This window comes from Abyssibius alkaniclasticus, from assembly GCF_020447305.1.
In the GTDB taxonomy this organism is placed as follows: Bacteria; Pseudomonadota; Alphaproteobacteria; order Rhodobacterales; family Rhodobacteraceae; genus Abyssibius; species Abyssibius alkaniclasticus.
In genome coordinates, this window is the sequence record NZ_CP095732.1 from 1,455,400 (window position 1) to 1,477,011 (window position 21,612).

At 63.3% G+C, this 21,612-nt stretch carries 18 protein-coding genes; 6 read left to right on the forward strand and 12 right to left on the reverse strand.

The genetic code is table 11. The annotated features are described in order from the left end of the window. Positions 1 to 49 precede the first annotated feature (49 nt). Positions 50 to 958, forward strand: a complete 909-nt coding sequence (locus LGT41_RS07395) for an ABC transporter substrate-binding protein (RefSeq protein WP_274129684.1) — start codon at positions 50 to 52, stop codon at positions 956 to 958. A 52-nt stretch (positions 959 to 1,010) separates the two neighbouring features. Here the strand turns inward: LGT41_RS07395 and LGT41_RS07400 are convergent, their stop codons facing one another. The 9 genes from LGT41_RS07400 to LGT41_RS07440 all read right to left on the reverse strand — a co-directional run bounded on the left by LGT41_RS07400 (position 1,011) and on the right by LGT41_RS07440 (position 11,946). Then, entirely contained in the window at positions 1,011 to 2,600 is a 1,590-nt protein-coding gene (locus LGT41_RS07400) for a N,N-dimethylformamidase beta subunit family domain-containing protein (protein ID WP_274129476.1), read from the reverse strand. Beyond that, the gene (locus LGT41_RS07405; protein ID WP_274129477.1) at positions 2,593 to 4,392 is read right to left on the reverse strand and encodes a S9 family peptidase; all 1,800 of its coding nucleotides are present in this window, start codon (positions 4,390 to 4,392) and stop codon (positions 2,593 to 2,595) included. The genes LGT41_RS07400 and LGT41_RS07405 overlap by 8 nt, the downstream gene beginning before the upstream one ends. 3 nt (positions 4,393 to 4,395) lie before the next feature. Then, positions 4,396 to 5,367 carry an ABC transporter ATP-binding protein gene (locus tag LGT41_RS07410; RefSeq protein WP_274129478.1) on the reverse strand — a complete coding sequence of 324 codons (972 nt, stop codon included), beginning with the start codon at positions 5,365 to 5,367 and terminating at the stop codon, positions 4,396 to 4,398. After that, positions 5,364 to 6,353 carry an ABC transporter ATP-binding protein gene (locus LGT41_RS07415; protein WP_274129479.1) on the reverse strand — a complete coding sequence of 330 codons (990 nt, stop codon included), beginning with the start codon at positions 6,351 to 6,353 and terminating at the stop codon, positions 5,364 to 5,366. The genes LGT41_RS07410 and LGT41_RS07415 overlap by 4 nt, the downstream gene beginning before the upstream one ends. Then, on the reverse strand, positions 6,328 to 7,197 hold the full coding sequence (locus LGT41_RS07420) for an ABC transporter permease (protein ID WP_274129480.1): 870 nt from the start codon (positions 7,195 to 7,197) through the stop codon (positions 6,328 to 6,330). Before LGT41_RS07420 ends, LGT41_RS07415 begins: the two co-directional genes overlap by 26 nt. Then, complete coding sequence (locus LGT41_RS07425; RefSeq protein ID WP_274129481.1) at positions 7,190 to 8,110, reverse strand: ABC transporter permease; 921 nt, start codon at positions 8,108 to 8,110, stop codon at positions 7,190 to 7,192. The genes LGT41_RS07420 and LGT41_RS07425 overlap by 8 nt, the downstream gene beginning before the upstream one ends. A gap of 52 nt (positions 8,111 to 8,162) precedes the next feature. Next, a complete protein-coding gene (locus LGT41_RS07430; RefSeq protein ID WP_274129482.1) occupies positions 8,163 to 9,764 on the reverse strand; it encodes a peptide ABC transporter substrate-binding protein in 1,602 nt (533 codons plus the stop codon). Between the two features lie 21 nt (positions 9,765 to 9,785). Beyond that, positions 9,786 to 10,901, reverse strand: a complete 1,116-nt coding sequence (locus LGT41_RS07435) for a succinylglutamate desuccinylase/aspartoacylase family protein (protein ID WP_274129483.1) — start codon at positions 10,899 to 10,901, stop codon at positions 9,786 to 9,788. 112 nt (positions 10,902 to 11,013) lie between these two features. Beyond that, positions 11,014 to 11,946 carry a calcium/sodium antiporter gene (locus tag LGT41_RS07440; RefSeq protein WP_274129485.1) on the reverse strand — a complete coding sequence of 311 codons (933 nt, stop codon included), beginning with the start codon at positions 11,944 to 11,946 and terminating at the stop codon, positions 11,014 to 11,016. Positions 11,947 to 12,097: 151 nt separating this feature from the next. Between LGT41_RS07440 and LGT41_RS07445 the strand changes: the two genes are divergently transcribed. Further along, positions 12,098 to 12,859, forward strand: a complete 762-nt coding sequence (locus LGT41_RS07445) for a class II aldolase and adducin N-terminal domain-containing protein (protein WP_274129487.1) — start codon at positions 12,098 to 12,100, stop codon at positions 12,857 to 12,859. 47 nt (positions 12,860 to 12,906) lie between these two features. Here LGT41_RS07445 and LGT41_RS07450 read toward each other — a convergent pair whose 3' ends face one another. Further along, entirely contained in the window at positions 12,907 to 13,665 is a 759-nt protein-coding gene (locus tag LGT41_RS07450) for a DeoR/GlpR family DNA-binding transcription regulator (protein ID WP_274129488.1), read from the reverse strand. Between the two features lie 109 nt (positions 13,666 to 13,774). Here LGT41_RS07450 and glpD point away from each other — a divergent pair, with 109 nt between their 5' ends. The 4 genes from glpD (at position 13,775) to LGT41_RS07470 (ending at position 19,764) form a co-directional block, all read left to right on the forward strand. Continuing rightward, positions 13,775 to 15,268, forward strand: a complete 1,494-nt coding sequence (glpD, locus tag LGT41_RS07455; protein WP_274129489.1) for a glycerol-3-phosphate dehydrogenase — start codon at positions 13,775 to 13,777, stop codon at positions 15,266 to 15,268. Further along, the gene (gene glpK / locus LGT41_RS07460; RefSeq protein ID WP_274129490.1) at positions 15,265 to 16,746 is read left to right on the forward strand and encodes a glycerol kinase GlpK; all 1,482 of its coding nucleotides are present in this window, start codon (positions 15,265 to 15,267) and stop codon (positions 16,744 to 16,746) included. The genes glpD and glpK overlap by 4 nt, the downstream gene beginning before the upstream one ends. 130 nt (positions 16,747 to 16,876) lie before the next feature. Beyond that, positions 16,877 to 18,916 carry an NADH:flavin oxidoreductase gene (locus tag LGT41_RS07465; RefSeq protein ID WP_274129491.1) on the forward strand — a complete coding sequence of 680 codons (2,040 nt, stop codon included), beginning with the start codon at positions 16,877 to 16,879 and terminating at the stop codon, positions 18,914 to 18,916. 11 nt (positions 18,917 to 18,927) lie between these two features. Continuing rightward, entirely contained in the window at positions 18,928 to 19,764 is an 837-nt protein-coding gene (locus LGT41_RS07470; RefSeq protein ID WP_274129492.1) for a PhzF family phenazine biosynthesis protein, read from the forward strand. A gap of 82 nt (positions 19,765 to 19,846) precedes the next feature. Here LGT41_RS07470 and LGT41_RS07475 read toward each other — a convergent pair whose 3' ends face one another. Together LGT41_RS07475 and LGT41_RS07480 are read right to left on the reverse strand one after the other, a co-directional pair. After that, positions 19,847 to 20,320, reverse strand: a complete 474-nt coding sequence (locus LGT41_RS07475; RefSeq protein ID WP_274129493.1) for a hypothetical protein — start codon at positions 20,318 to 20,320, stop codon at positions 19,847 to 19,849. A gap of 79 nt (positions 20,321 to 20,399) precedes the next feature. Beyond that, complete coding sequence (locus LGT41_RS07480; RefSeq protein ID WP_274129494.1) at positions 20,400 to 21,500, reverse strand: mandelate racemase/muconate lactonizing enzyme family protein; 1,101 nt, start codon at positions 21,498 to 21,500, stop codon at positions 20,400 to 20,402. Between the last annotated feature and the right edge of the window lie 112 nt (positions 21,501 to 21,612).

A 21,612-nucleotide genomic window follows, 5' to 3' on the forward strand; every position in this document is an offset into this window, starting at 1 on the left:
GAGAAAAGCGTTGAATATATTCACAAAATCTGCAATCGCCGCATCGACAATGGTCACATTGGCCATGCCGGCTGTGGCGCAGGAATTTACGGTTGGCGTGTCCATTCCGGCAGCAACCCACGGCTGGGCGGGGGGCATGAACTTCTTTGCTCAGGAAACCGTGGCCCGTCTGGAAGCCACCTATCCGAATGTTGACCTTGTTCTGGCAACCGCTTCGGACCCGGCCGAGCAGGTCGCCGATATCGAGGATATGGTGGCCACGCGCGGCATTGACGCGCTGGTCGTTCTGCCCTTTGAATCTGAGCCGCTGACCGGCCCTGTGCAGGCCGTTGGCAATTCCGGTGTCTGGATCACGGTTGTTGACCGTGGCCTTTCGGTTGAGGGCATCGAAGACCTTTATGTTGCTGGCGACAATGAGGGCTTTGGCCGTGTATCGGGCGAATTCATGGTTGGCGCCATGCCCGAGGGTGGCAATATCGTCGTGCTGCGCGGCATTCCCACAACCATCGACAATATGCGCGTTGACGGGTTCAATGCCGCAATCGAAGGTTCGGGCATCAACGTTCTGGCAATGGAACATGGCAACTGGAACCGCGATGACAGCTTCACCGTGATGCAGGACTTCCTGTCGCGCTACCCTGAGATCGACGCGGTCTGGGCCTCGGATGACGATATGGCCATCGGTGTTCTGGCGGCGATTGAAGCGGCGGGCCGTGACGACATCCAGTTCGTTCTGGGCGGGGCCGGCATGAAAGAGATGATCGCCCGCACCCGCGATGGCGATGCGATGATCCCTGCCAACGTCACCTATCCGCCCGCGATGATTGCCACGGCAATTGAAATGACGGTTGTGGGCCTGGTCTCGAATGCGCCGGTTTCGGGCACGTTTACCATTGGCTCGGTTCTGGTCACGCCGGAAAACGCCGCACAATACTACTATCCTGACAGCCCGTTCTGATCTGGGCTGACATGCCGCGCCGCCCGAAGCAATTCGGGCGGCGTTTGTGTGCCTAGCGCCAGGCGCCAGTGAGCAGGTTGCGGGTGACCTGTTCGACCGGGGCATCGCGGCGGATCAGCCCGGCCACCCATTCGCAGGTGCCTGCATTGAAGACCGCGCCGCGCCCGCGCCGATAATGCGCCATCATGCCGTTGCCGCGCGCCACGCGGGCAAGGGTTTCAGGTGACGTTTCGCCATGCACGACCTCGGCAACCTCGCGCAGGTCATCCTGCCCGATGAAGGGGTCGGCATCATCCGGCCCGGTTGAATGGGCCAGCGTTGTGGCCGGGGCCATGCCGATAATGGTCAGCCGCCCGTGCAGCCCGGTGTTTTTCGCGGGCGATGGCAGGCCATCGGCCATTGTGTAGTCGAGCCCGTCGACCTCGTAGCCAAAGATCGTGGCATTCCGCCCCAGAACATCGCCATAGCCAAGCCCGGTGCCGGCCATTGCCCAATGCTGCGGGCGGTAGATGGTGAAGCCGCCGGCGCCATGCGCGGCGCACCGGCTCCAGCCCGCATAAACGCCGGCAGCACCTGTCAGCCCCATTGTGGCGGCGGCGGGGCGGCCAAGCGCGGGGCTGTCCCAATAGGTTGTGAGGCGGCGGCGGTTTGTGGTCGGGTCTTCGGCAGCGCGGCTTTTATAGCAGGTCTGGGTCAGCCCATCGGCGGATAGCCGCGTTTGCCAGAAGAAATTGCCCGCAAAGCGCGCAAGCTGGCCACCCGCATCGAGCCAGGCATCGAGATGGTCGCGCATCTCCCATGTCCAGTATTCATCATGGCCGACGATGGTGACACGCTCGTAACCCGCAAGCGCCTCGGCATCGCGGTGCAGGTCGTGCTGGGTGGTGTAGTCGAGCGTGATCCCCTCGGCCTCGGCCCAAAGCGCGAAGGGGCGCTCGAATGCCGCCCAGCCTGATGAGGCGTATTTCTTGGATATGCCGTTGGCGCGAGCAAATTCCATATGCGGATAGCGCGGGCGGGTCAGCGGCGGGCTGGCATGGGGAATGCGCGGGGCGCCATCGGGCCAGCGCACAAACCCCGTGGCCCAGGGGCGCAGCAGCGAAACATCGGCGGCAAAGTCGCGCCCGTCCGGCCCGCACAGCCCCTGGTAATGGTTCGAGCCGCCCCAATCGTTATAGGCGCACCAAGTGCCGGTGGTCAGCAGCATCAGCACATCGGCTTTGGGCTGGTGGGCGGCACGGCGCAGCACGAACATATGCTCGGAGGCATGGCCCGCAATGGTGAGCGCGACACGGTAAACGCCCGAGCGCCAGTTGGCGGGGATCTCCATCGCCCAGCGTTTGGGCCAGTTGCAACCCTGCTGCGAACAGGTGGCGGGGGTGGGGGCCATGCCGCCGGGAATGGTGCCGCTGAACACGGTTTCGGGCGCAAGGCCGTCGCGCATAATCGTCAGGCTGATCTCGGGTGAGGTGGCGATGGCGTGCAGTGCAAGCCGCTCGCCGGGGGCATAGCTGAGGCCGCCCGTATAGCCCCAGACTTGCGGGCGGGTTGGGTCGGCGCTGGCCATCTCATAATAATGGCCCATGACAGGCTCGCCGCTGTCATGGGGGCCTGCTACGAAGAAGCCGCGCAGGTCATTCATGGCCGAAAGCATCCTCCAGAAACTGCGCGCTGGCGGCAAGATATTGTGCCAGATTGCTGCGCCGTGTCACGCCGTGGCCCTCATCCGCAAACAGCAGCACCGTGTGGTTGATGCCCTTTTCCTGCATATCCTGCACCGCCACATGGGTGTTGGCGGGCCCGACATTGGTATCGGCCAGCCCATGCACCACCATCACCCGGCCTTTGATATTGTCAACAAAATTGCCGGGCGAGGCGTTGGCATATTTCTCGGGCAATTCTGCGGGGCTGCCGCCCATCATCTCTTCGGAATAGCTTTTGCCCCAGGGCATTTCGGTTTCGTTATAGTCGATATCGAGCTTATACATGCCGCACATGGGGATGGCGGCATTGACCAGATCGGCATGGCGGGTAATGGCATACCAGCTTGAAAACCCGCCATAGCTGTTGCCCGCCACGGCAATGCGCCCCGGCTGCGCCAGCCCCAGCGCGATAACTGCTTCGGTTCCCGCGCGGATATCGGCCTGCTCGCGCCCGCCCCAGCCATCTTCCTTTACGCGCTTGCGCCAGGCCATGCCGCGCCCGGTAGAGCCACGGTAATTCGGGTCCAACACCGAATAGCCGCATGACAGCCAGAACTGGATTTTCGGATTGGTCCAGTCTTCCGAATGCCAGGTCGGGCCGCCATGCACATAGGTGACATGGCCGCGCGGCGTGCCTTTGGGCTTGTAAAGCCAGCCCTGCACGCGCGTGCCATCGGGCGATGTCCAGTGCAGGCTTTCGGGGCGGATACAGGCGGCGCCATGCGGGGCGCGCGCAATGGTTGTGCAGCGCCCGTCGGGGTGCAGGCGCAGAATTTCATGCGGCGCGCCCGCGTCATAGGCTTCAACAATCCAGCTACCATCGGGGTGGCTGCCAAGCGGCAGGATAGAGCCGCGGCCGGTGGGGTTGGCCAGCGGGGTGCGGCTGTGGCCTGCCAGCAGCTCGGGTGTGCAGCGTGAATCCGCATAGGCGATAACCGCGCAGCGCCCATCCGGCCCGGCGATCAGCCCTTGCGGGTTGAAATCAGCCGCTTCGGCCAGTGCTTCGGCCTTGTTGGTGGACAGGGTATAGCGGCCCACATAATCGTTCGTTGTGCCCTCACCGATGAAAAGTATCGTATCGGCATCAAGCCATGCGCCGGTAATCGGGCTGGTGTCGGAGGCGCGCACAACCTCGCGCGCCTCGCTGCCATCGGCGCACATTATCCAAAGCTGCGTGGCCCCGGCGGGGCCGGACATGACACGCCACAGGATATGCGCGCCATCGGGCGAAAATTCGGCACCGGATTCAAACGGGCCTTCCATTTTGTGCAAAACACGGCGCGTGTCGCTGGCTAGGTCTTGCACCCAGATCCAGCCGCCGGATGTGGGCTGGCCTGCGGTGTAGTCGTAATCGGCAATCCAGATCGCGCAGTTCCCATCGGGCGAGAACGCACCGCCAAACACATAATGGTCGCGCTGAGCATGGGTCAGCGGAGACTCTGCGCCATCGCGGCTGAGCAAAAACAACTGGTCACGCTCGCAGCTATCGGGCGAGCGGGCGAAAATGGCTTGGCTGCCATTATGATTGACGGCGCGGATATAGGCATGGTCGCGGCTTGTCGTCAGCCGTTTGGGGGAAGCACTGCCATCGGTCGGGGCGCAGTAAATTTCGGTATTTTCATGCGGGCCGGCCCATGACCAGAACACCCAATTGCCATCGGCAGACACGTGCAGCGCCTCGATGCCGGGCAGGCTGGCCAAGAGGGCGGCGCGGGTTTCGATATCATCCATAGTCTAACCTTCGGCAAAATGGCAGGCGGCGTGGCGACCGTCTTTCAAAACACGCAATTCGGGCCGCTCTGCATGGCAGCGCGACTGCGCGATGGGGCAGCGGCTGGCGAATACACAACCGGGCGGCGGGCGCATGACCGAGGGTAGCTCGCCGGGCAGCGATGTGCCAAGGCGGGCGCGTTCGGCCACGGGGTCGGGTTCGGGCACGGCATCCTTCAATGCCTGCGCATAGGGGTGGGCGGGGCGCGCATAGAATGCATCGCGGCTGGCCAGTTCCACCGTGCGGCCAAGGCACATGACCAGAATATCATGGCTGATATGGCGCACGATCGACAGGTTATGCGAGATGAAGACCAGCGCCAGCCCCATCTGGTCTTGCAGATCCATCAGCAGGTTCACCACTTGCGCCTGAATCGAGACATCGAGCGCCGAGACAGGCTCGTCGCAGATGATCAGCTTCGGTTTGCCGATGATGGCGCGGGCAATGCCCACGCGCTGGGCCTGCCCGCCAGACAGTTCATGCGGGTAGCGGGCGGCAAAATCGGCCGACAGGCCAACCTGTTCCAGCGCGGCCACGGCACGGTTGTGCAGTTCAGCGCGGCTTAAGCCCGGCTCGAATATCGCCAAGGGGCGGGTGATGATGCGCCCAAGCGTCATGCGCGGGTCGAGCGCGGCGACAGGGTCTTGAAAGATGATCTGCATCTCCGAGCGGCGCTTGCGCAGCGCGTCGGCGGGCAGGCTGGCAAGGTCGGTGCCTTCAAACAGCACCTGCCCGGCGCTGGGGGGCACAAGCTGCAAGATCGCGCGGCCAAGGGTGGATTTGCCACAGCCGGATTCCCCCACTATGCCCAGCGTTTTGCCTGCCTCAAGCTCGAACGACACATCGCGCACAATGGGCAGCAGGGTGGATTTGCGCAGCAAGCCGCCGCCGATGGGATAACCCACATCAAGGTTGCGCACCGAAAGCAGGCTCATGCGTTCCCCCCGATCAGGTGACATGCGGCATGGTGGCCGGGGGCGATGGCGGCAAGCGGTGGCTGGGTGGTTTCGCAGGCTGCAACCCTTACCATGCAGCGCGGCGCAAAGGGGCAGCCGGGCAGCATGGCCCCGCCGGAACGCGGCGTGCCGGGAATGGTTTCCAGCCGCGGTGTCAGCTTTGTGGCCATGCGCGGCGTGGTGTGCAGCAGGCCCGCGCTATAGGGGTGGCGGGGGGTGGCAAACAGGGTTGTGACGGGGGCTTCCTCCATAATCCGACCACCATAAAGCACGGCCACGCGGTCGCATATCCGCGCCACAACCCCAAGGTCATGGGTGACGAAAATCATCGAGGTGCCGCTTTCGCGCGCCAGTTCCGCCATCAGGTCGATCACCTGGGCCTGCACGGTCACATCAAGCGCGGTGGTCGGCTCGTCGGTCAGCAGCAGCCGGGGTTTGGCCAGCAGCGCCATTGCGATCATCACGCGCTGGCGCATCCCGCCCGAAAATTCGTGCGGGTAATGGCGCGCGCGTCGGGCGGCATCGGGTATACGCACACGCGCAAGCATCTGCACGGCTTCGGCCAGTGCCGCCTTGCGGCCCAGCCCGCCATGCACCATCAGCCCCTCGGCCAGTTGGTCGCCCACGCGCTGATAGGGGTTGAGGCTGGTCATCGGGTCCTGGAAGATCATCGACATGGTCGCGCCGCGCACACGGTCAAGCGCGGCGGGCTTCATGGCCAGCAGGTCATCACCGGCAAACAGCGCCTGCCCGGTTGCGTGGCCATTGCTGGCCAGCAGCCCCATCAGCGCATAAAGGATCTGGCTTTTGCCAGAGCCGCTTTCACCGACAATGCCCAGAACCTCGCCCGCGCCAAGGGTGAAGGAGACACGGTCAACCGCAGTCATCTCGCCTGCGGGCAGTTTGAAGCGCACCGACAGGTCTTGCACATCGAGCAGGCTATCTTTCATTTGGATCAAAGGCATCCCGTAGCCCATCTGCGATAAAGTTGAGACAAAACAGCACCGTGGCGAGCAAGCCGCCGGGCAGAAGCAACAGGCGCAAGTCGGTTGACATGGCCGAGGTGCCGGCCTGGATAAGGTTGCCCCAGCTGGCCTGGGGTTCCTTGATGCCGATGCCAAGGAAAGACAGGAAGCTTTCCGACAAGATCACCTCGGGCACCAGAAGCGAGCCATAGACGATGACCACCGACAGCGTGTTCGGCACGATATGGGTGAGGATGATCTGCCCGGTGCGCATACCGCCTGCGCGCGCCGCTTCAATGAACTCGCGCCTGGCCAGGGCCTGGGCCTGGGCGCGCACGATCACGGCGGGGGTAAGCCAAAGCGTAAATACAATTGCCGCAAACAGCGCGATATTGCCACCGCCAAACAGCAGGCTGAGCAGGATGACCAGAATCACATAGGGAAACCCGTAGAGGATTTCGACCATGCGCATCATCAGCCCGTCGATCCGGCCACCGATATAGCCTGCAACCGCGCCATACAGCACGCCGATCACCCCCGCCGTGAACGCCCCGACAAAGCCGATGGCCAGCGAGACCTGCCCGCCTTCCAGCGTGCGCACCAGCAAATCGCGGCCAAAATTATCGGTGCCGAACGGGTGGGCCGAAAGCAGGTCCACCGGCAGGGCGATGGCGGTAAAATCGGCATCTTCGCCCGTGAAGGGAAAGGCATAGGGGCCAAGGAAGCAGGCCAGCACGATCAGCCCCAGCACGACCAGCCCGGCCATTGCCAGCCTGTTCTGGCGAAAGCGGCGCATTTGCAGCGCAAGCGTGCTTTGCGGCGGGGCGCTTGTCATATCAGACATGGCGCACCCGTGGGTCGAGCCAGCCGCGCAACAGGTCGGTCAGGATGTTGAACAGGATGAGGAACCCCCCATAGACAATGGTAATGCCCATCACCAAAGGGTAGTCGCGGTTCAGCGCCGCATCGACAAAATGCCGCCCGATGCCGGGCAGCGCGAAAATGGTTTCGATGAGGATAGAGCCTGTAATGATTGCCGCCGTGGCCGGCCCGATATAGGCAATGACCGGCATGAGCGCGCCAATCATCGCGTGCCGCCAGACCACGCGGCGCCCGCCAATCCCCTTGGCCCGCGCCGTGCGGATATAGTTTTCGCGCAGGGTTTCGATCATGGCGCTGCGGGTCAGCCGCGAGATATAGGCGATATTGGGCAAAGACAGCGCGATGACCGGCAGAACAAGGCTTTGCCAGCCATTGTTCCACCCGCCCACCGGCAGCCAGCCCAGCCTGATGGCGAAGAACAGCTGCATCAGCGGGGCGATGACGAAAATCGGCACGGCAATGCCCGCCACGCCGATTATTCCGGCGGAATAATCGGTAAGCGAATTGCGCCGCAGCGCCCCGGCAATGCCAAGCGACACGCCCACCACGCTGGCCAGCAGCACCGCCCAAAGCCCGATCGTCAGCGAATAGGGCAGGCCCGAGGCGAGGATAGCGCCCACATCGTAGTCGCGAAACCGGGTGGAGGGGCCGAAATCCAGCCGCAGAATGCCCCAGACATAGCGGCCGAACTGCATGTAGAGCGGCTCGTCCAGATGATAGGCGCGCTCGATATTGGCCAGAACTTCAGCCGAAAGTTTGCGCGATTTTGAGAACGGGCCGCCGGGGGCAAGCCGGATTACAAAGAAGGTGAGCGTGACAAGCACACCCAGCGTCAGCGCGCCGTGGCCAAGCCGTTTGAGAATGAAGCGGAGCATTGATCAACCCTGAAAGGCGGCGGGCGCAAGGGCTGCGCCCGCCGATATGCGCTTATTCGAACCGCATCCACTGGCTGTTGTTATAGCCCGCAACGCTGGTTGCCCACCCTTTGAGCGCAGGGTTGACCAGATGGCGCGAGGGCACGATGGCCACCGGCGCGAACAGATAGGCGTCAAGCAAAATCCGTTCGGCAGCGGCAAGCGCCTCGTTGCGCGAGGGGCGGTCGGGCAGGGCGGCGGCGACATCCATCGCAGCCTCGAATTCCGGGCTTTCCCAGTTATAGCCCGCCTCGGCCGAGGGGCGCATATAGGCCAGGAAGCTTTCCGCACCGGCGAAATCGCCCACCAGATCATCGGCGAACACATCCCATGTGCCGGCATAGAAAGCATCGAGCCATGCCTTGCGCTCGACCGGTTCCACCACGGCATTCACACCCAGAACCTGTTTCCACATCAGCGCAATGCCCTGTGCGCGGCGGGTGGAATCCTCGGATACGGTGGTCACGATGTTCAGGGTCAGTGGGTTGTCGGCGCTATAACCAGCGGCGGCATAAAGCTCTTGCGCCAGCGCGTTACGCTCGGCCTGAGACATGCTGGCTTCGGCAATGACCGGGCCGTTATAGGTTGGGTCGAACCCGCCGGCATAGGCGTAAACCGGAATGGCCCCACCGCGCACGATGTTGTTTTCCAGCACCTCACGGTCTATTGCCAGGGTCAGCGCGCGGCGCAGGTTGATATCCTGATAGGCGTCGCGGGTCAGGTTGAACGTGTAGTAGATCACCTCGGTCGAGGGCGCGATGCGCACCTGATCGGGGATGGATGCGCTTAGCGGCGCGATCTGCGCAAGCGGGATGTCATAGGTCACATCGATCTCGCCCGCCTGATAGCGCAGCAACTCGGTGTTCACATCCTCGGTGACATGGTATTTCACCTGCTCGATGGCGACATTGGCGGCATCCCAGTAATTCGGGTTTTTCACCAGCAGCACATGCGATTGCGGCACGACCTCGGCTATCATATAGGCGCCGTTTGTCACCACATTGGCAGGGTCGATGAACACGCCCGGCCCGTTGGCCTCAAAGCTTGGCCCGTGCAGCGGGGTCATCACGAACGCGCCCATCAGGTCAAGCAGATGCGGGGCGGGCGTGGCCATTTGCACCACAACCGTGCGCTCATCAGGGGCGGTAATGCCCAGCACCGACGGGTCGGTGGTCTCTCCATTGGCCAATTCAGCGGCGCCGGGAATGTTCACGACGGAATAGAAGTAATAGCCTTTTTCCGAACCGGTTTCGGGGTTGAGCGTGCGCAAGACACCATCGACAAACTGCTGCGCGGTCACAGGGTCGCCGTTGGACCATTTCAGCCCTTCGCGCAAATGGAAGGTATAGGTGGTGCCGTCCTCGGAAATATCCCAGCTTTCGGCCTGTCCGGGCAATACTTCGCCCTGGGGCGAATAGGTGACAAGCCCTTCATAGGCGTCGCCCTGAATCCAGCCCGCGGCCGCGTCAAAGTTCACATGCGGGTCGAGCGATGACCATTCCGAGCCGATGCCACGGTCAAGAACGCCATCCTGTGCCAGCGCGGGCTGGCTTGACATGGCCAGCGCGACAGAAAGCAGCGCACCCTTCCAATGTTGCTTGATATCCATTTTCATAGCTGTCTCCTTGGTTGAATGTCAGTCTGAAAGCAAATCGCCGCTGCGCAGCACATCGGGGCCGGCCAGGTTGAACAGGCTCTGGCCGCGCAGACAGTGGCGCCAGAGTTCAATGCGAAACAACAGGCCGCTATTGGGCGCAGTCACAGGCAGGCGCAAACGTGTCATCGGGTCGGTGACATGGGCCACGGTCTCGCCCTTTTGCAGCCAGTCGCCGGGCCGTTTTTGCCAAGTCACCACGCCGCCCTGCGGGGCAAAGGCCTCGTCCGTGCCGCCAAGCGGGTAATGGGGCGCATCGTCATGGGCAGGCGCCGCGCAGCCCGCGACCGCACCAATCGCCCCCAGAAACGCCAGCAGGTTGGCGCCGTCCTGCGCGCCGGTCGCGTCATCCACATCCAGCTGGCCGCGAAACTCCAGCGTGGTGGAAAAGCAGCCATCGGGAATGGGGAAGCGGCCGGCATAGCGGCGCTTCAGCACCGCCCAGGGCACGGTATGCGCCTCGTCAAAGGCATTGCCGCCCGAAACCTCCTGGATCAGCGCCAGTCTTGCGCCGGTGGCACGGCACAGCAGGCTGGTATCGGCCGGGCGCAGCGGCGAGGCGTAAAGATGCATCACCGCCATATGGTCGCAATGGCAATCCAGCACATAATCGGCATCATGGCTCCACCCCAGCAGGGTTTTGCGCAATGCATCAAGGTCAGATTTAACGGGCAGTGCCGCGATTGCCGCCGCCATTTCCGCGCGGATGATCGTAAGGTTTTCGGCGGCGCTCTCGGTCAGTTTCGTCTCCAGCGCATCGGCGACCAGCGTGGCAAGGTCGGGGTAGTGCCGGTTGAAATTCTGCATGGATTCAAGCTCTTGCCGGCCCATCGGCTTATGGCTGATCCATTGGCCAAAGCCGATGGGGTTGGCCAGCGGCACGACGCAAATTTCGCCCGTGATCCGCCCTTCGGCCTCGGCCACATCCAGCAGGTCCATCAGGTGTTGCAACGCAATCACGCCGGGCATTTCATCGGCGTGCAGCGCGGCCTGCAAATACACTTTCGGCCGCGCGCCCGCCGCGCCCCAGGAATGGCGCACCAGCCTGCGGGTTGAACCGGGGGCTTCACCGGCAAGGTCGATTGTCTGGACTGTCATAAAAATCTCAAGCGCAACACGAACGTTGCGCCTGAAATGATGCGCTGGCGGCGGAACCTGTCAAGCGTAATTGCGCGGCCTTGGCGAAATGCCGAAACATTCGGCCGAAACGTCAGCTAATTGCCAGAACCGCGATATAAATTGCATAGCTGGCCAGCAGGCCCAGCCCGGCAAGTTTGCCCAGCCGCCCGCTGAACAGCGCCACAAGCAGCACCACCAGCATGGCGGCCAGCATCACGGGAATGTCGCGCAACAGCAGGTCGGGCGACAGGGGTGCCGGGGCGATGATCATGGTCGTGCCGCCAATCGCCAGCAGGTTATAGATGTTGGAGCCGATGATATTGCCGAACACCACCTGCATTTGCCGATGCCGCGCGGCCACCAAAGCCGTGGCCAGTTCCGGCGCCGATGTGCCGATGGCCACCACGGTCAGCCCGATCACGGTTTGCGACATGCCCGCCAGCTCGGCCAGATCCACCGCGCCCATGACCAGCATCTTGCCACCGCCGATCAGCAGGCCCAGCCCGACCAGCACACCCAGCAGTGCAACGGCCCAATGCGCCTGGCCTGTTTCAGGAATATCCACCGGCACATGATCGGCCTTGCCCTTGAAATAGGCCGCCAGAACATAGGCGCCAATGGCCAGAAGCCCGGCCAGCCCCACCAGCCAATGCCCATGCCCGGCCAGCACGACAGCCGCAAAAGCCAGCGCGGCAACAAAGGCTATGAGCGGGTCGCGCAGCGCGGTTGCCCGCTCCAGCACAAGCGGTGTGATCATCACGGCCGCGCCCAGAATCAGCAGCGAATTGGCAATGTTGGAGCCGATGATATTGCCCCAGGCAATGGCGGGCGCCCCGGCCAATGCGGCCTCGACGCTGGCCACAAGCTCGGGCGCCGACGTGCCGAACCCGACAATCACCAGCCCGACGAGCAAGGGCGAAACCCCGGCCCGGGCGGCCAAAGTGACTGCCCCGCGCACCAGCGCTTCGCCCCCCAGAACCAAAAGCAAAAGGCCAAGCCCGACGAGTGAAAATGCAATGATCATGAACTATCCTTAATGCGGTGCGGGTCTGGTGTTGCCGATATAGGCCACCCGCCAGCGCATTGCGACCCCCGCAGGCGGAAATTCATCGCCACCCCGTTGCGCCCGCGCCAAACCGCGCTAGGCTGCGATGCGTATCGACACAGGAGCCACCATGACCGCGACGCCGCCGCACGCCACCCCGAACATTGCCCATTGGGACGAACGCGTTGAGCTTGCCGCCGCCTTTCGCTGGACCGCGCGGCTGAACATGCACGAGGCGGTGGCCAACCATTTCTCGCTGGCCGTGAACGCGGAAGGCACACAATTCCTGATGAACCCCAACCAGATGCATTTTGCCCGCATCCGCGCATCCGACATGCTGCTGCTCGACGCCAATGATCCGGCAATTATGGCGCGCCCCGATGCCCCCGACCCCACGGCCTGGGGGCTGCATGGCGGGGTGCATCGGCTGGTGCCACATGCGCGTTGCGTGATGCATTTGCATTCGATCTTTGCCACCGTGCTGGCCAGCCTTGCCGACAGCACCCTGCCGCCGATCGACCAGAATTGCTGCACCTTCTTCAACCGCACCGTGGTTGACGAGGGCTATGGCGGGCTGGCCTTCGAGGATGAGGGCGCGCGCTGTGCAGCCCAACTGAGCGACCCGAAGAAACGTGTGATGATCATGGGCAATCACGGCGTGCTGGTGCTGGGCAGTTCCGTGGCCGATACGTTCAACCGGCTCTATTATTTCGAGCGCGCCGCAGAAACCTATATCCGCGCCCTGCAAACCGGCCGGCCCTTGCGGGTGCTGTCTGACGCGGTGGCCGAAAAAACCGCCGCCGAGCTGGACAACTACCCCGAGCAGGCCGACCGCCATTTGGCCGAGCTGAGGGCGATACTGGATGCCGAAGGGTCTGATTACGCCCATTAGGGGCGCAACATTCGCCCGATATTTCCGCGCCCTGACGGCGCCGCCGGTCAAACCAGCGCCACGCGCGTTTGCCCGGTTGCGCAAAGCCGCGCCAAAGGCACGGGCAGGGCGGCATCGGTGATCAGCATATCAAGCGCCGTGACATTGCAAATGCGCACCGGAGCCTTGCGCGCAAACTTGCCCGCATCGGCCACCAGAAAGCGCAGCCGGGCCGAGGCCAATATCGCCTGCGTTACCCGCACTTCGCGAAAATCATAGTCCAGCAGATCGCCATCCGCATCGAGCGCGGATGCACCAATCACCGCATAATCAAGCTTGAACTGGCGGATGAACTCGGCCGTGGCATCGCCCACAAGCCCGCCATCGGAGGGGCGCAAGCTGCCGCCCGCCACTACAATTTCTGCCGCCCCGCTTGGCCCCAGAATATTGGCCACGTTGATGTTGTTGGTCACCACCAGCAGGTTTTTATGGCCCAGCAGCGCGCGCGCCACCGCCTCGGTTGTTGTGCCGATATTCAGGAACACCGACGCGCCATCGGGGATGTCGCGCGCACAGGCCGCTGCAATCCGCGCCTTGGACGCCGCCCCCATCTGGCGCCGCTGCTCATAGCCGATATTGGCCACGCCACTTGGCAGCATCGCCCCGCCATAGACCCGCGCCAGCGCCCCGCTTTCGCACAGGCTGGCCAGATCGCGCCGCGCGGTTTGCAGGCTGACCCCGAAGCGCGCGGCCAGATCTTCGACCAGCACGCGCCCCTCGGCACGGGCAAGCTGCAAGATCTCGGCATGTCTGAAATTCTGGGCCATGCCCAAATCTGCCGCGCTTCGCGCGAAAACGCAACCAAATTTGGCAACACCGAAAACAAACATTGCAAAAACGCGCATAAACGCGCATTTTGACCGGCAGAGGTGAATCATGTCCAACGCGCAAAATCCAACCGATCTGTTCATCATCGGCGGTGGCATCAACGGCTGCGGAATCGCGCGCGATGCGGCGGGGCGCGGGCTGTCGGTAACGCTGGCCGAAATGGGCGATCTCGCCTCGGCCACCTCCTCGGCCTCGACCAAACTTTTCCACGGCGGGCTGCGCTATCTGGAATATTACGAGTTCCGTCTGGTGCGCGAGGCCCTGCGCGAGCGTGAAACCCTGCTCACCGCCATGCCGCATATTTCCTGGCCCCTGCGCTTTATCCTGCCGCATCAAAAAGGGATGCGCCCGCGCTGGCTGCTGCGCCTTGGCCTGTTCATGTATGACCATCTGGGCGGCCGCAAGATTCTGCCCGCCACGCGGCGCATCAACCTGCGCAAAGATGCGGCCGGGCAGGCGCTGCAATCGCGTTTCACCACCGGGTTCGAATATTCCGATTGCTGGGTGCAGGACAGCCGGCTTGTGGTGCTGAATGCACGCGACGCGCAAGCCAGGGGCGCGCATGTTCTGACCCGCACCAAGGTCACATCCGCCCGGCGCGAAGCAAATCTGTGGCGCATTGAAACCGACCGGAACGGCAACACCCAAACCCATTACGCCCGCGCGCTGGTCAACGCCGCCGGCCCCTGGGTGCGCGATGTTATCGACGATGCGCTGAACCTGCCGTCAACCGAAGGCATCCGCCTTGTGCGCGGCAGCCATATCATCACCCGCCGCCTGTTTGACGATGACCGCCCCTTCATTCTGCAAAGCCCCGACAATCGCGTGGTTTTCGCCATTCCCTATGAGCAGGATTTCACGCTGATCGGCACCACCGATGTCGACCATGACGGCGCCCCCGGTGCCGCCATCTGCACCGATGACGAGGCGGAATATCTGTGCAAGCTGGCCTCGGACTATCTTGCCAAGCCCATCACGCTGGCCGATGTGGTCTGGCGCTATTCCGGTGTGCGCCCGCTCTATGATGACGGGGCCAGTTCCGCCACCGCAGCCACGCGCGATTATGTGCTGTCGCTCAATGCCGATGGCCCCGCCGTGCTGCATATTTTCGGCGGCAAGATCACCACCTATCGGCGGCTGGCGGAATCGGCGCTTGCCAAACTCGGCCCGCATCTGCCCGCCCATGCCGGAAAATGGACTGCCCGCGCCCCCATGCCGGGCGGCGATTTTCCGGTGGCCGATGTGGCCCGATTGCAGGCCAGGCTGATGAAGGATTATCCGTTTCTGGGTAAAAAATGGGCCACGCGCCTGTTTCGCGCCTATGGGCTGGAGGCGTGGGAGGTTTTGGGCGGTGCAAAATCTGCCGCCGATCTTGGCCCGCATTACGGGGCCACGCTTACCGCCGCCGAGGTGGCGTGGCTGCGCAGCTGTGAATTTGCCCAAACCAGCGAAGATATTCTGTGGCGCCGCACCCGTTTGGGGCTACAGTTTACCCCTGAAATGACCGCGAAACTCACCGCTGATATGGAGGCCGGACCATGAGCCATATCCTTGCCATTGACCAGGGCACCACATCGTCGCGCGCCATAATCTTTGATGCGAAGATGCGCATTGTCGCCCAGGACCAGCGCGAATTTGCCCAGCATTTTCCGCAATCCGGCTGGGTGGAGCATGACCCGGCCGATCTCTGGTCGACCACCGCTGCCACCTGCCGCGGGGCGCTGGAACGCGCCGGGCTGCGGGCCGATGATATTGCGGCCATCGGCATCACCAACCAGCGCGAAACCACGCTGGTCTGGGACAGGAAAACCGGCCAGCCGGTTTACAACGCCATTGTCTGGCAGGACCGGCGCACCGCCGATAGCTGTGCGCGGCTGCGTGACGCCGGGCATGGCGATATGGTGCAAGCCAAAACCGGCTTGCTGCTCGACCCGTATTTCTCGGCCACCAAACTGGCCTGGATCCTGGATAATGTGGAAGGTGCGCGCGCCCGTGCCGAGGCGGGTGAGCTCGCCTTTGGCACGGTCGATAGCTGGCTGATCTGGAACCTGACGGGCGGCAAGCGCCACGCAACCGACGCCACCAATGCCGCGCGCACGCTGCTTTACAATATCCACGAGGGCGCCTGGGATGCCGATATCTGCACATTGCTGAACATCCCGCAAAACATGCTGCCCGAGGTGAAGGATTGCGCCGCCGATTTTGGTGCAACGCGCGCCGATCTGCTGGGCCGCGCCATTCCTGTTCTGGGCGTTGCGGGCGATCAGCAGGCCGCAACCATCGGGCAGGCCTGTTTCAAGCCCGGCATGATGAAATCCACCTATGGGACCGGCTGTTTTGCGCTGCTCAACACCGGCAAAACGCCGGTCACCTCGACAAACCGGCTGCTGACCACCATCGCCTATCAGCTTGATGGCGCGCCGACCTATGCGCTCGAAGGTTCGATCTTCATTGCGGGCGCCGTGGTGCAATGGCTGCGCGACGGGCTTGGCATTATCCGCAAGGCCGCCGAAACCCAGCCGCTGGCCGCGCGTGCGGATCGCGGCCATCAGGTCTATCTGGTGCCCGCCTTTACCGGCCTCGGCGCGCCCTATTGGGATGCCGAATGCCGTGGGGCGATTTTTGGCCTCACCCGCAATTCCGGCCCGGCGGAACTGGCCCGCGCTGCGCTGCAAAGCGTCGGCTTTCAAACCCGCGACCTGCTGGAGGCCATGCAGCGCGACTGGGCGGCGGGCGATACCGTGCTGCGGGTGGATGGCGGGATGAGCGCTAGCGATTGGACGATGCAGTTTCTGGCCGACATCATCGCCGCGCCGGTCGACCGCCCCGATGTGCTGGAAACCACGGCGCTGGGGGCGGCCTGGCTGGCCGGAATGCGCGCCGGGATTTACCCGGATATGGCTGCGTTTGCAGCAGGCTGGCGGCTGGAGCGTCAGTTTGCGCCAGCGATGGCCGGCCCGGACCGTGACGCGCTTTATGCCGGCTGGAAAGATGCGGTGGCGCGCACCCTGAGCCGGTAGCGCGCAGCACGGCGGCGGGAGCCTCCGGCGGGGATATTTAAGAGCAAAAGATGGCGGCCCGCTGTCGCTTTTGGGCGATTGCGCGCTGGCAAGGCGGCGTTAGACTGGGGGACCAGTCGAAAGGCCCGCCATGTCTCGTGATCCGCTTTTACAGCCCTATACGCTCAAACATCTGGTGCTGAAAAACCGCATCATGTCGACCGCGCATGAGCCGGCCTATTCCGAAAGCGGAATGCCGGGCGAGCGGTATCGGCTTTACCACCGCGAAAAGGCGCGCGGCGGCATGGCGCTGACCATGACGGCAGGCTCGGCGCTGGTCTCCCCCGACAGCCCGCCCGCCTTTGGCAACCTGCTGGCCTACAAGGATGAGATTGTGGCACCCCTGGCGGCGCTTGTGGCGGATTGTCACGCGCATGACTGCAAGGTGATGATCCAGCTCACCCATCTGGGGCGGCGCACGGCGTGGAATACCGGAGATTGGCTGCCGGTCGTCTCGGCCAGTTCGGTGCGCGAGCCAGCCCATCGCGCCATTCCCAAAGCGGCGGAGGATTGGGACATTGCCCGCATCATCGCCGATTATGCCGATGCGGCGGCGCGGATGCAGGCGGCGGGCTTGGACGGGATCGAGCTTGAAGCCTATGGGCATTTGATGGACAGCTTCTGGTCGCCGCGCCTGAACCAGCGCGATGATGGCTGGAACGGCGCGCTTGACGCGCGGCTGCGCTTTGCCTTTGAGGTGATCGCCGCCATTCGCCGCGCCGTGGGGGCGGAGTTCATTGTCGGTATCCGCATGGTGGCCGATGAGATGGTCGAAGGTGGGATTTCGCGCGCCGAAGGTATGGAGATTGCGCAGCGGATTGCGGCATCAAGCCAGTTCGATTTCATCAACCTCATCCGCGGGAATATCGACAGCGATGCCAGCCTGACCAAGGTCATTCCCATTGCCGGCATGGCCAGCGCCCCGCATCTGGATTTTGCGGGGGATCTGCGCGCCGCCACGAAATTTCCGCTGTTTCATGCCGCGCGCATTGCCGATGTGGCCACTGCGCGGCACGCGGTGGCCACGGGCAAGCTCGACATGGTTGGCATGACGCGCGCGCATCTGGCCGACCCGCATATCAGCGCCAAGGTGATGGCGGGCGATGAGGCGCGCATCCGCCCCTGTGTCGGGGCCACCTATTGCCTTGATCGGATTTACGAAAACGGCGAGGCTTTGTGCATTCACAACGCCGCTACCGGGCGCGAGGCGGTGATGCCGCATGTGATTGCGCGCAGCGAACGGCTGCGCCGCGTGGTGGTTGTGGGGGCCGGGCCGGCGGGGCTGGAGGCGGCGCGCGTGGCGGGGGCGCGCGGGCATGATGTGGTGGTGCTGGAGGCCGCCGCCCAGCCCGGCGGGCAGGTGAACCTGCTGGTCAAAAACCCGCGCCGGCGCGAGTTGGCGGGGATCATCGATTGGCGGCTTAGCGAGCTTGCAGCCATGAATATCCCTATTAAAACAGAGGTTTATGCCGAGGCTGAGGATGTGTTGGCGCTATCACCGGATATGGTGGTCATCGCCACGGGCGGAGTGCCGCAAACCCCGCCGATGGCGCAGGGGGCAGAGCTTGCCGCTTCGTCATGGGATATTCTGGGCGGCACGGTAAAGCCCGCACAATCGGTGCTGGTTTATGATGATCTGGGTGGGCACCAGGGCATGTCGGCGGCGGAGTTTCTGGCGCAGGCGGGCAGCCAGGTGGCGCTTGTCAGCCCCGAGCGGTTTTTTGCGCCCGAGGTTGGCGGCATGAACCACGCGCCCTATATGGCCGCCTTTCAGCGCCACGGTGTGCGGCTGCGCATTGCCATGCGGCTGGAGGGGATTCGCCGGGTCGGCAACCAGCTCGAGGCGGCGTTTGTCTCGGATTACGAGCCCGGTTGGCGCGAGGTGCTGACGGTTGATCAGGTGGTTGTGGAACATGGCACGGCCCCGGCGGAAGACCTGTATTTCGAGCTGAAGCCGCTGTCGCGCAACCTTGGGGCGGTTGACCATAAGGCATTGACAGGGAAAGGGAATTTGTTTCCTGAAGTGAATGCAGAAGGAGCGTTCGCGCTTTACCGCATTGGTGATGCCACCGCATCGCGCAATATCCATGCGGCAATTTATGATGCCTTGCGTTACGGCATTCGTTGGTAAAGGAGGGCGCTGTGAGGCGACGTTTTGTGCAATGCGATGTGTTTTCGGCCGAGGCGCTGCGTGGCAACGGCCTGGCCGTTGTGGTGGATGGTGACGGGCTGTCGGATGAGGTGATGCAGCGTTTTGCGGCCTGGACCAATCTGGCGGAGACGACCTTTCTGCAAAAGCCGCAAGACCCGAAGGCCGATTACCGGATCCGGATTTTCACCCCCAGCCGCGAAATGCCCTTTGCGGGCCACCCGACGCTTGGCTCCTGTGCCGTGTGGCTGGATGCGGACGGTGTGCCAAAACAGGCCGGGCTGGTGCGGCAGGAATGCGTGGGCGGGATTGTCGAGATTGACCAGACCGGCCCGGTGCCCGCCTTTCTGGCGCCGGTGACCCTGCAGCAGCCCATGCCCGATGAAGACCTGCAAGCCATTGAAAACGCTTTGGGATTGGACACGGAGCGTGTGGTCAATACCGTGCGGCTGAACAACGGGCCGATCTGGAATGTGCTGGAACTGGCAAGTGCGGCCGATGTTCTTGCGGTGGAATCTGCGCGTGTGCGCTGGCCGAACTTCCAGTCGATCGGGCTGATCGGGGCGTATCCGGCGGGGCAGGATTGTGAATTTGAGGTGCGGATGCTGGCGCCTTCAAGCGGCATGTCGGAAGACCCGATTACCGGATCGCTGAACGCGGCTTTGGCGCATTGGTTGCAGGCCCAGGGGCGGCTGGCCGCGCCGATTGTCGTGGGGCAGGGGCAGAAAATCGGGCGTCTGGGGCGGGTCTTCATCAACCCTGTGGGTGAGGGGCAGGTCTATATCGGTGGGCAGACGCATATTCTCATTCGCGGCACCGTGGCGCTTTGAGTTACATTGTAACCGCAATTTCGGCCCCATAAAGTTACACTGTAACCGCATTTTCGTGCAAAACGGGCCTGCCAAGGCCATTTCAGGGCAGGTTTTGCAACCAGCCTTCGGGCAGGGTCGCGCTGCGCAGCGCGGCGTCTAGCGCCTCGAATCCTTCACGGCAGTCGCCCTGCGGTGTTAACTGCTGATAAAGGGTTTTTGCCCCGCGCGTGAGGCGGATACTGCCCCGACTGGCAGCGGTTGACGGCGGGCAGGATTGCGCGGATCGCGCACCAGCAAGCAGCGCCAGCGCGCGGCGATAGGCACCGGGCGAGATGGTTGCGGCCTGGCCGGAGACGCGCTGCGCATCGCCCCAGCGCCAGCCGGGCAGGTTTGGCGCGGCGCGGTTGGCATAGGCATCGTAGACCACCCGGTCATCCGGGGTGACGATGAGGCTGTAGCCGCCGGTTGTGCTGCCGCTGAGCGAAAGGGTGATCCTGTCCTCGGGGGTGACGGGCCCGAAACCCGGGCGCGTGCAGGCGGCGAGAAGCCAGAGGGCCGCGAGAAGAAATCTCATTATATGCCTTTATGCGACGCGCCGGATATTTGGCGAGGGCGGGTGCCTCCGGCGGGGATATTTGAGAGCAAAAGATGGGCTAGAGCGCGCTGGATTGATAGGTGGATCTGGCCAGCCAGTCGGGTGAAACCGTAAAGCCCCAGCCGGGCATGTCGGTCACTTCGGCCTGGCCGTTGGTTATTGCATAGGGGTCTTGCACGAAGAGGCCTTGCTGCCAAGGATAATAATCGGCGCCCTCGATGGAAAACTCCAGATAGGGGCCGGCATTGGGCAGGGCGCGCAGCAGGTGCATTGTGAAGAGGGTGACGGCGGAGAGATTGGCGCAATGCGGGGTGCAGGGCAGGCCCGCCGCCGCCGCCATTGCCGCAACCTGCAGCGTGCGCGTGAGGCCGCCCATATACATGATATCGGGCTGGATGACATCGACCGCGCGCATGGCGATCATGCGGGACCAGTGGTGGATATCCCAATCCTGCTCGCCGCCGGTCACATCGAGGCTGAGTGCTGCAGTCACCTGCCTGGTTTGTTCCATTTCCCAATAGGGGCAGGGCTCTTCGAAATGCACAACGCCACTGTCTTGCAGCATATGGCCGACCTCGATGGCGCGGGCGGGGGAAAAGCCGGAATTGGCATCGACCAGCAGGGTGGCGCTATCGCCCAGCGCGCGGCGAATGGTGGGGACGATGGCTTCGGTCCGGCCGGGCCATTCATCGGTATCGCGGCCGCATTCGGCGGCGACGCGGAATTTGAAGGCGTCAAAACCATGCGCATCGCGCAGGCGTTGGAAGCGGGCCGCTTCATCGGCGGGTGTGATGTTGCGCTTCATGGAGCTGGCATAGGCGCGCAACTTGCCCGGGCTGCCGCCGATGAGCGAGGTGACGGGCTTGCCCGCCGCCTTGCCGCGATGGTCCCACACTGCCGTATCGAGCCCGCCAAGCGCGCGGTAGAGATAGGAGCCGGGGAATTTATGCTCGTGTTCGGGGATTTTGCCGAGCAGATAGTCGAGATCATCGGTTGAGCGGCCAAGCGCATAGGGCGCGACCTGGCGGTGGAAAACCTGCGCGGTGATGTCGGCATGATAGGTGGATAACTGCCCCCAGCCCTGGCCGCCATCTTCGGTGGTGAGCCGCGTGAAGGCGACGTTTTGCGTGGCGAAGGTTTCAAGCTGGGTAATCTTCATGCGGCACCGGAAATGAGTTGACCCGCGAAGGGCGCCTGAACAATAAATAGCTATTTAATGAAATAGGCCAGACGCAATTCCCACTGCCCCAAAGCATAGCTACTGGCCGGGG

What these genes read in the sequence shown, in the direction of transcription:
- LGT41_RS07415 (WP_274129479.1), bottom strand. Translation starts at nt 6,353, where the DNA reads ATGCCTTTGATCCAAATGAAAGATAGCCTGCTCGATGTGCAAGACCTG.
- glpK (WP_274129490.1), top strand. Translation starts at nt 15,265, where the DNA reads ATGAGCCATATCCTTGCCATTGACCAGGGCACCACATCGTCGCGCGCC.
- LGT41_RS07395 (WP_274129684.1), top strand. Translation starts at nt 50, where the DNA reads ATGGTCACATTGGCCATGCCGGCTGTGGCGCAGGAATTTACGGTTGGC.
- LGT41_RS07420 (WP_274129480.1), bottom strand. Translation starts at nt 7,197, where the DNA reads ATGTCTGATATGACAAGCGCCCCGCCGCAAAGCACGCTTGCGCTGCAA.
- LGT41_RS07430 (WP_274129482.1), bottom strand. Translation starts at nt 9,764, where the DNA reads ATGAAAATGGATATCAAGCAACATTGGAAGGGTGCGCTGCTTTCTGTC.
- LGT41_RS07445 (WP_274129487.1), top strand. Translation starts at nt 12,098, where the DNA reads ATGACCGCGACGCCGCCGCACGCCACCCCGAACATTGCCCATTGGGAC.
- LGT41_RS07440 (WP_274129485.1), bottom strand. Translation starts at nt 11,946, where the DNA reads ATGATCATTGCATTTTCACTCGTCGGGCTTGGCCTTTTGCTTTTGGTT.
- LGT41_RS07450 (WP_274129488.1), bottom strand. Translation starts at nt 13,665, where the DNA reads ATGGCCCAGAATTTCAGACATGCCGAGATCTTGCAGCTTGCCCGTGCC.
- LGT41_RS07405 (WP_274129477.1), bottom strand. Translation starts at nt 4,392, where the DNA reads ATGGATGATATCGAAACCCGCGCCGCCCTCTTGGCCAGCCTGCCCGGC.
- LGT41_RS07475 (WP_274129493.1), bottom strand. Translation starts at nt 20,320, where the DNA reads ATGAGATTTCTTCTCGCGGCCCTCTGGCTTCTCGCCGCCTGCACGCGC.
- LGT41_RS07480 (WP_274129494.1), bottom strand. Translation starts at nt 21,500, where the DNA reads ATGAAGATTACCCAGCTTGAAACCTTCGCCACGCAAAACGTCGCCTTC.
- LGT41_RS07425 (WP_274129481.1), bottom strand. Translation starts at nt 8,110, where the DNA reads ATGCTCCGCTTCATTCTCAAACGGCTTGGCCACGGCGCGCTGACGCTG.
- LGT41_RS07410 (WP_274129478.1), bottom strand. Translation starts at nt 5,367, where the DNA reads ATGAGCCTGCTTTCGGTGCGCAACCTTGATGTGGGTTATCCCATCGGC.
- LGT41_RS07400 (WP_274129476.1), bottom strand. Translation starts at nt 2,600, where the DNA reads ATGAATGACCTGCGCGGCTTCTTCGTAGCAGGCCCCCATGACAGCGGC.
- LGT41_RS07465 (WP_274129491.1), top strand. Translation starts at nt 16,877, where the DNA reads ATGTCTCGTGATCCGCTTTTACAGCCCTATACGCTCAAACATCTGGTG.
- glpD (WP_274129489.1), top strand. Translation starts at nt 13,775, where the DNA reads ATGTCCAACGCGCAAAATCCAACCGATCTGTTCATCATCGGCGGTGGC.
- LGT41_RS07435 (WP_274129483.1), bottom strand. Translation starts at nt 10,901, where the DNA reads ATGACAGTCCAGACAATCGACCTTGCCGGTGAAGCCCCCGGTTCAACC.